Source organism: Saccharothrix hoggarensis (assembly GCF_042678885.1).
Classification (GTDB): domain Bacteria; phylum Actinomycetota; class Actinomycetes; order Mycobacteriales; family Pseudonocardiaceae; genus Actinosynnema; species Actinosynnema hoggarensis.
This window is the reverse complement of the sequence record NZ_JBHTLK010000070.1, coordinates 21,488-29,277: the sequence shown is the minus strand read 5'-3', so window position 1 is coordinate 29,277 and position 7,790 is coordinate 21,488. Positions and strand designations below refer to the sequence as shown.

8 protein-coding genes and 1 pseudogene are annotated in these 7,790 nt (G+C 71.5%); 7 read left to right on the top strand and 2 right to left on the bottom strand.

The window, feature by feature from the left end; translation table 11 throughout:
- Positions 1-491 precede the first annotated feature (491 nt).
- Positions 492-2,042, bottom strand: a complete 1,551-nt coding sequence (dnaA, locus tag ACFQ3T_RS15865; RefSeq protein ID WP_380724027.1) for a chromosomal replication initiator protein DnaA — start codon at positions 2,040-2,042, stop codon at positions 492-494.
- 476 nt (positions 2,043-2,518) lie between these two features.
- Here dnaA and rpmH point away from each other — a divergent pair, with 476 nt between their 5' ends.
- The 5 genes from rpmH to ACFQ3T_RS15840 are packed head-to-tail and all read left to right on the top strand — an operon-like array spanning position 2,519 to position 5,020.
- Positions 2,519-2,662, top strand: a complete 144-nt coding sequence (gene rpmH, locus ACFQ3T_RS15860; protein WP_073897783.1) for a 50S ribosomal protein L34 — start codon at positions 2,519-2,521, stop codon at positions 2,660-2,662.
- On the top strand, positions 2,601-3,155 hold the full coding sequence (gene rnpA, locus ACFQ3T_RS15855) for a ribonuclease P protein component (protein ID WP_380724026.1): 555 nt from the start codon (positions 2,601-2,603) through the stop codon (positions 3,153-3,155). Before rpmH ends, rnpA begins: the two co-directional genes overlap by 62 nt.
- On the top strand, positions 3,152-3,424 hold the full coding sequence (yidD, locus tag ACFQ3T_RS15850) for a membrane protein insertion efficiency factor YidD (RefSeq protein ID WP_380724025.1): 273 nt from the start codon (positions 3,152-3,154) through the stop codon (positions 3,422-3,424). Before rnpA ends, yidD begins: the two co-directional genes overlap by 4 nt.
- Positions 3,425-3,427: 3 nt before the next feature.
- Positions 3,428-4,459 carry a membrane protein insertase YidC gene (yidC, locus tag ACFQ3T_RS15845; protein ID WP_380724024.1) on the top strand — a complete coding sequence of 344 codons (1,032 nt, stop codon included), beginning with the start codon at positions 3,428-3,430 and terminating at the stop codon, positions 4,457-4,459.
- 18 nt (positions 4,460-4,477) lie between these two features.
- Positions 4,478-5,020, top strand: a complete 543-nt coding sequence (locus ACFQ3T_RS15840) for a Jag family protein (RefSeq protein WP_380724023.1) — start codon at positions 4,478-4,480, stop codon at positions 5,018-5,020.
- Between the two features lie 352 nt (positions 5,021-5,372).
- On the opposite strand, the gene ACFQ3T_RS15835 is transcribed toward ACFQ3T_RS15840, so the two are convergent.
- Positions 5,373-6,362: a methyltransferase domain-containing protein gene (locus ACFQ3T_RS15835; protein ID WP_380724022.1), complete on the bottom strand. Its 990-nt coding sequence runs from the start codon at positions 6,360-6,362 to the stop codon at positions 5,373-5,375.
- A gap of 45 nt (positions 6,363-6,407) precedes the next feature.
- On the opposite strand from ACFQ3T_RS15835, the gene ACFQ3T_RS15830 reads away from it, so the two are divergent.
- Both ACFQ3T_RS15830 and rsmG read left to right on the top strand, forming a co-directional pair.
- A complete protein-coding gene (locus tag ACFQ3T_RS15830) occupies positions 6,408-6,866 on the top strand; it encodes an NUDIX hydrolase (protein ID WP_380724021.1) in 459 nt (152 codons plus the stop codon).
- Between the two features lie 172 nt (positions 6,867-7,038).
- Positions 7,039-7,701 (top strand): annotated as a pseudogene (rsmG, locus tag ACFQ3T_RS15825) (16S rRNA (guanine(527)-N(7))-methyltransferase RsmG); the annotation flags it as partial.
- Positions 7,702-7,790 lie beyond the last annotated feature (89 nt).

The following is a 7,790-nucleotide window of genomic DNA, read 5'->3' as shown; positions in this document are numbered from 1 at the left end:
GCGCCGGCACCCGGGGACGGCGGACGCGGGTGGGGTCGCGATGGGGCGGGGTCGCGATGGGGCGGGGTCGCGAACCGGCGAGGGCGCGAACGGGGGTCGTGGACCGGGCGGGACGGGCGGCTGCCGGATTCCATGAGAAGGCTGCCGGGTCGCGGCGGCGCGGACGGACGGGCGGCGGCCCGGAGCGGTGGGCCGGCGGTGCCTCGGAGCGGTGGGTTGAAGCCACGGACCCGGTTGGACTCGCCCGGCCTGGGCGCACCCGTCCGACTCAGACCCGATCCGCCCGCTGTGCCCTCTTCACCCGGTCGCCGCCTCCTGCCGTCGCACCGAGGCCACCAGCCCCGGCTCGACCGCTCAGATCCGGCTGGGGTGTGGCGTGAGCCCGGCTGCGGCGAGGCCGCCCAGCGCACGCCGGGGCGCCGGAGGTGGGTCCGGTGAGGTCAGCGGTGTGCGCGGCGTGCGCAGTGGGGGCGCAAGCGTTTGCGGGGAGGTCAGGGGGTGTGACGGGCGCGCTGCTTGATGCGCGACGTCAGCTCCTGGACCTGCTCGTACACCCGGCGGCGCTCGGCCATCTCCTTGCGGATCTTCTTGTCCGCGTGCATGACCGTCGTGTGGTCGCGGCCGCCGAAGGTCTGACCGATCTTCGGCAGCGAGAGGTCCGTCAGCTCACGGCACAGGTACATCGAGATCTGCCTCGCCTGCGCCAGCACCTTGGTCTTGCCCGGGCCACAGAGATCGTCTATGGACACGCTGAAGAACTCCGCCGTCACGGCCATGATGGTCGGCGCGGTGATCTCGGGGGCGTGCGAGTCCGGGATGAGGTCGCGCAGCACTATCTCCGCCAGCTGCACGTCGACCGGCTGCCGGTTCAGCGAGGCGAACGCCGTCACGCGGATCAGGGCGCCTTCGAGCTCGCGGATGTTCCGCTCGATCCGCGCCGCGATGAACTCCAGCACCTCGGCCGGCGCGGCGAGGCGGTCCTGGGCCGCCTTCTTCCGCAGGATCGCGATCCGGGTCTCCAGCTCGGGCGGCTGGATGTCCGTGATCAGGCCCCACTCGAACCGCGTCCGCAGCCGGTCCTCCAACGTCTCCAGCCGCTTGGGCGGCCGGTCGGACGACACGACGATCTGCTTGTTCGCGTTGTGGAGCGTGTTGAACGTGTGGAAGAACTCCTCCTGCGTGCCTTCCTTGCCCTCCAGGAACTGGATGTCGTCGACGAGCAGCACGTCGATGTCCCGGTACCGGCGCTGGAAGGCGACCTTGCGGTCGTCGCGCAGGGAGTTGATGAAGTCGTTCGTGAACTCCTCGGTCGACACGTACCGCACGCGCATGCCGGGGAACAGCCGCTGCGCGTAGTGCCCGACGGCGTGCAGCAGGTGCGTCTTGCCGAGCCCGGACTCGCCCCAGATGAACAGGGGGTTGTACGCGCGGGCGGGCGCCTCGGCCACGGCCACGGCCGCGGCGTGCGCGAAGCGGTTGGACGCGCCGATGACGAACGTGTCGAAGTTGTACTTCTCGTTCAGCCGGGTCTGCGACGCCACGGGGTTCGCCGGCCGGGTGTACGGGGTGCCGCTCGGCGCGGCGTGGCCGCCGCCGAACGTGGGCCAGATCTCGGTGACGGCGGCGAGCGCCTCGCCCTCTTCGTCGACCTCGTCGCCCTCGCCCTCGGCGTCACCCTCGGTCTCGGCCTCGACGACCAGGCCGCCGCCGCCGACGGGCACCGGGGCCGGCATCGCGACCGGCACGGCGCCGGGCACCGCGATCGGTCCGGTCAGGGGGTCGGGCGAGTCGACCTTCACGGCCAGCGACACGGCACGGCCGAGGCGACGCGACAGCGCCGCGGTGATGGGTTCGCGGAGCGCGCGCTCGATGGCTTCCTTGGCGAAGTCGCTCGGCGCGGCGAGCAGGGCGGTCCCGTCGAGCAGCCCGATGGGTCTGGTCACGCGCATCCACGCGCGTTGCTGGGGAGACAACGTGCTGGCGGCTAGCTCCTGCACGACCTGCTCCCACACGAGACCCAGATCGGCCTGGTGGTCGGACACCTCCGCGCTCCCCTCCCCTCGGTGACGGCTCCGCGGTCAGTCCCCCGGGGAACTTCCACGACGTGGACACGGAGAATAGAGGCATCCACAGAGTTATCCACAACTGTGCACGAACGCGGCTCGGTGTGCAGCGGATCCCCCCGTTGCTCCCGAGCACCTGCGGTCGCGTGGCGGCGTCCTGCCCCGCCTGTGCGGCGAGGCCCGCGTCTACCCGCGAAGGCAGCACGCTAACAAGGTGCGGCCCATGCCACAAGACGTACTCGGCCGCAAGGTCTCAACGCCTCCGCGGACGTCGGCCGGGTGGTCGCGGACCCCGCCGCCAGCACCCGGGTGCGACCCCGATTTGAACCGCGCCCCCGGGGCTGCGTACCCTCGTACCGTCTCCCGCTTGCGTGGGGTGCTTTTCGCGCGCCTAAGGCTTGTTCGCAGGGGACAACCACAGACCTGCTTGGCAGTTAAGCACCGGGAGTCCGACCGTGAGCAAGGGTAAGCGCACCTTCCAGCCCAACAACCGCCGCCGTGCCAAGACCCACGGGTTCCGGCTGCGCATGCGCACCCGTGCCGGTCGCGCCATCCTGGCCGCGCGCCGTGGCAAGGGCCGCAAGCAGCTGTCCGCCTGATCGCCGCAGCGCCGTGCTACCGGCGGCCAATCGGCTGACCCGCAGCCAGGACTTCGGCCTGGTGGTCCGCCGAGGCCGCCGGGCCGGCAGGCCTCGGCTGGTGGTGCACGTCCTGATGCCGGCGGGGACCGCGGGCGTGGTGGCACGACCGCGGGCGTCGGCAGCGACCGACGACACCGCGGCGCAGCCGTCCACACCTTCGGCGACCAGCGGCGCAGTGGCGCGGACGACCACCGCGGCAGCATCCGATGGCACCTCGGCGCAGCCCACCTTGGACCCGTCCAAGGTGGGCTTCGTCGTGAGCAAGGCCGTGGGCAACTCGGTGGTCCGCCACCGGGTGAGCCGCAGGCTGCGGCACCTGGTGCGTGATCGGCTGGACCTGCTGCCGCCCGGAACTTCGCTCGTCGTGCGCGCGTTGGCACCGTCAGCCGATGCGGACAGCGCCGAGCTCGGCCGAGACCTCGACGCGGCGCTGCACAAGGTGCTGCGATGACGACCGTCCAGGTGAGCCCCGTCGTCCGGGCTCTGCTGCTGCCGGTGCGCTTCTACCGGAAGTTCATCTCGCCGGCACTGCCCCCGACCTGCCGTTTCCACCCGAGTTGCAGTGCGTACGCGGTGGAGGCGTTGACCGTCCACGGTGCGCTGCGCGGTTCCTGGCTGACCCTGCGCCGGCTGGGCCGCTGCGGACCCTGGCACCCTGGTGGCCTGGACCCGGTTCCGCCGAGGCGGACCACGGTCCCCGACTTTCCTGCCGAGGAGTAGCTAGTGCTCAACTTCATCTACTACCCGGTGTCCTTCATCCTGTGGTGTTGGCACTGGGTGTTCGGCCACATCTTCGGCGAGTCGAGCGGGTTCGCGTGGGCCCTGGCAGTGGTGTTCCTCGTCTTCACGCTGCGCGCGATCCTGTTCAAGCCGTTCGTCGGCCAGGTCCGCTCGATGCGCAAGATGCAGGAGTTCGCGCCGGAACTCCAGAAGATCAAGAAGAAGTACGCGAACGACAAGCAGCGCCAGGCGCAGGAGATGCAGAAGCTCCAGTCCGAGCACGGGGTCAACCCGCTCGGCGGCTGCCTGCCGATGCTCGTGCAGATCCCGGTGTTCATCGGTCTGTTCCACGTGCTGCGCTCGTTCCGGCCCGGCTGGGGCGAGGTGTACTTCTTCGACGCGAAGGGCGTCGAGTCGTTCGTCAACGCCAAGCTGTTCGGCGCGAACCTGTCGACGTTCATCACGATGCCGGGCAACGAGCTCGCGGCGTTCGCGACCGACCGCAACAACGTGCTGCTGGTGTCGATCCCGCTGATGATCGTCGCGTCGATCGCCACGCACTTCACCGCGCGGCACTCGGTGGCCCGCCAGACGCAGGCGGCGGCGGACAACCCGCAGACCGCGATCATGAACAAGCTGACGCTGTACTTGTTCCCGATCGGCGTGCTCGTCGGTGGCCTCTTCTTCCCCATCGCGATCCTGCTCTACTGGCTGAGCAACAACGCGTGGACGCTGGGCCAGCAGTACGTCGTCTACCACCGCATCGACCGCGAGGAAGAGGCGAAGAAGGTCGAGGCGACCGCGCAGCGCAACGCGCTCGCGCCGAAGCCGGGCGCCAAGCCCGTGACGAAGCCGAAGCCCGGCCAGAAGCCGCAGCCGCAGTCGCGCAAGCCCGCGGGCGCCTCGCCCGCCGCCGCGACGCCGGCGCCGGACGTGAGCGAGTCCACCGAGACCGCCAAGCCGTCCACCGAGGTTCCCGGTCTGAGCCCAGACCGATCCCCTGGCAAGAAGCAGGGCAACAAGAAGCGTCGTTGACCCTGGAGAGGAGACATCGTGTCGGAGACGTTGCAGGCGGCCGACGTGGACGCACCGGAGGCCGACGAGGCCCGACCGGCGCGGTCGGGGAGCTCGGAGGACCTGCTCGTCCAGGAGGGCGACATCGCCGGGGACTACCTCGAGCGGCTGTTGGACCTGCTCGACTACGACGGCGACATCGACCTCGACGTCGAGGCGGGTCGGGCGATCGTGAGCATCGACGGCGGTGACGACCTGGAGAAGCTGGTCGGCACCCGCGGCACGGTCCTGGAGTCGTTGCAGGAGCTGACCCGGCTCGCCGTGCAGCAGGAGACCGGCGTGCGCAGCCGGCTCATGCTCGACATCGCCGGGTGGCGCGCCGGACGGCGTGCCGAACTCGCCGAGCTCGGCCGCACGACGGCCGAGAAGGTGGCGGCGAGCGGTGAGAAGGTGCGGCTGCACCCGATGACGCCGTTCGAGCGGAAGGTCGTGCACGACGCGGTCGCCGCCGTCGCGGGCGTGCACAGCGAGAGCGAGGGCGAAGAGCCCCAGCGCCGCGTGGTGGTGCTGCCGAAGCCCTGAGCGGTTTCACGTGAAACGGCCCCGGCCCCCTCGTGGGAGCCGGGGCCGTTCTCGTGTCAGGGGCCGGCGCTGCCGGTGGGAAGGCGGGCGTTGGGGCGGCCGGTGGGTGGCTGCCGCCGGGGTGCTGGGCGGCGGGTGGCTGCCGGGCGGGGTCACTGCCCCACCGGCGCGCCCTGCCCCGCTGGCGGCGGTACCGCGCCACTCGCACCCCACTGGCGTCTCTCGCCCACCGGCACCCTTGCTCGCCGGCGTACCGCGCCCACCGGCGGCCCCGGCTCTGCGGGGTGCCCTGCCTTCACCGGACGTCCCCACCCCATCGCCGCCCGACCCGCCGGTGTCCATCCCCGTGGCGTCAGCTCCCCACGACCAGGTAGCGCTCGTCGTCGATCTCCCTCCCCCACAGCGCCGGATCGGTCAGGTGGTGGACCTCGCCACCGCCCAGCAGGGCCACGCACTCGGCAGCGGTGAGGCCGGCGCCGGTCGACCAGCGGCCCTCGATCAGGACCAGGCGGCCGCCCGGCTTCAGCAGCGAACGCCACCGGGCGAGGGCGGCGGTCGGGTCGGGCAGTGCCCACAGGACGTGGCGCGCCAGCACCACGTCGAACGTCCCCGGCGGGTACGGGGGGTGGGCGGCGTCGCCCTGGCGGAACTCGACGCCGGCGACCTTCGCGCGTGCCGCGGCGACCATGCGCTCGGACAGATCGAGCCCGCGCACGTCGTGGCCGGCCTCGGCGACGAGGGCGGTGAGGCTGCCGGTGCCGCAACCCAGGTCGATCACGGTCGCCGGCGCGGGCGGGAGCAGGGGCAGGAGCAGTTCGGCCCACGCCCGCCGGACGTCGGGGTCGCGCAAGCCGTGGTCGGGCTCGTCGTCGAACGACTCCGCCTCGGCGTCCCAGAACCGCGCCTGCGCGAACGTCGTCAGCCACGCGCGCTGCTCGTCGGTCTCCGGCACGTCCCGCTCACGCGCCTCCGCGATCGCCTGCCACGCCGCCTCGGGTGACGCGCCGTCGAGCACGAGCAGCGCGCCCGCCACCAACGACGACCGGCCGATGCCGCCCCAGCAGTGGACGAGGACGTGCCGCCCCGCCCGCATCTCGGCCACGACGGCGTCCAGCTCCGGCGGGACGTCGGGCACGCCGAAGTCCGGGATCGGCACCCGGTGGAACGCCATGCCGGCGTCCCGCGCGGTCTCCTCCTCCCCCGTCAGGTCCAGCTCGGCCAACTCGGTGTCGGTCAGCGCGCACACGATGACGTTCACGCCTTCCTCCGCCAGTCGGGTCACGTGCCGGAGGTCGTGCGGGTGTGCCATCGTGCTCAGCACCCCCGGCCTGATCGTGTACATCCCAACCCCTTCCCCTCGCCGTGTTTCACGTGAAACGGTCGCGGCATGACTGGGATCAGCCAGAAGCTCCGTGTCGCCGCCTACGCCGTGATCATCGAAGACGGTCGGCTGCTGATGTCGCGCTGGCGCGGGCCCGACCGGCCGATGTGGATCCTGCCCGGCGGCGGGCTCGATCACGGTGAAGATCCGTACGACGCCGTGGTCCGCGAGGTGTTCGAGGAGACCGGCTTCCGCGCGGAGGTGGACCGGCTGCTCGGCATCCAGAACGTCTGCGGCCCGGTCGTGCGCGACGGCGTCGAGCTGGACTACCACCGCATCCGGATCATGTACGAGGCGCACATCGTCGGCGGCGAGCTGACCCACGAGGTGGGCGGCAGCACGGACGAGGCGGCGTGGCACCCGCTCGCGGACGTACCCGGACTCGACCACGTGGAGTCCGTCGACTACGCCCTCGAACTCCTCCGCGCACTGCCCAAGGACGGACGCATCGCCAGTTTCACGTGAAACCCGCCGATCTGGTCACTCCGATTTGGCGTGTCGCCGGGGTGATCCGTCATAGTGGGCACCGGCACATCTCGCGGGGCCCGCCGCCTCTGGCGAGACGCCCAACCCCTCACCCACACCGGTCGCCGCCGGCGTCATGTGTGGTTTCACGTGAAACGTCCCGGACGGAGCCATGGCCGCAGAGGTGGAAGACCGCGCGAAGAAGGTCTTCGGTGACCACTACGACAAGGCGGTCGCCTTCACGGCACTGCTCGCCGAGCACGGCGTCGAGCGCGGGCTCATCGGTCCGCGTGAGGTCGACCGGCTCTGGGACCGCCACGTCCTGAATTCGGCCGTTGTTGCGGAGTTGCTTCCCCAAGGCAGCCGGGTCGTGGACGTAGGCTCGGGCGCGGGCCTGCCGGGCATCCCCCTGGCGATCGCACGGCCGGACCTCGACCTCACGCTCCTGGAGCCGATGGCACGCCGGGTGGCGTGGCTGACCGAGTGCGTCGAGGCGCTCGACCTGAAGGTGACCGTGATCCGCGGACGAGCCGAGGAGGGGCCGGTGCGCGACCAGCTGTCCGACTCCGACGTCGTGACGGCTCGCGCGGTGGCCCCGCTGGAACGGCTGACGCGGTGGTGCCTGCCGCTGCTCCGGCCGGGCGGGCGCCTGGTGGCACTCAAGGGCGAGAGCGCCGCGGAGGAACTGGAACGCGACGCCGAGGCGGTGCGCCGGGCCGGCGGCGTCCGGCCACGGGTGGTCACCTGCGGAGGCGATGTACTCGAACTGCCGACGACAGTCGTGCTCCTGGAGCGCGACGAGCAGGCGAGCCGCCGTGAAGGCGCGTCGCAGAAAGAAGGTTCGGTGAACGTGTACCCCGACCCCCTGCAACCGGTGTTCCAAGCGGCCGGTGTTTCACGTGAAACCGAACCCGAATGTGTGGT

Excerpts from the sequence above, each read along its gene's own strand:
- yidD (WP_380724025.1), top strand. The coding sequence starts at position 3,152 with ATGACGACCGTCCAGGTGAGCCCCGTCGTCCGGGCTCTGCTGCTGCCG.
- ACFQ3T_RS15830 (WP_380724021.1), top strand. The coding sequence starts at position 6,408 with ATGACTGGGATCAGCCAGAAGCTCCGTGTCGCCGCCTACGCCGTGATC.
- ACFQ3T_RS15835 (WP_380724022.1), bottom strand. The coding sequence starts at position 6,362 with ATGTACACGATCAGGCCGGGGGTGCTGAGCACGATGGCACACCCGCAC.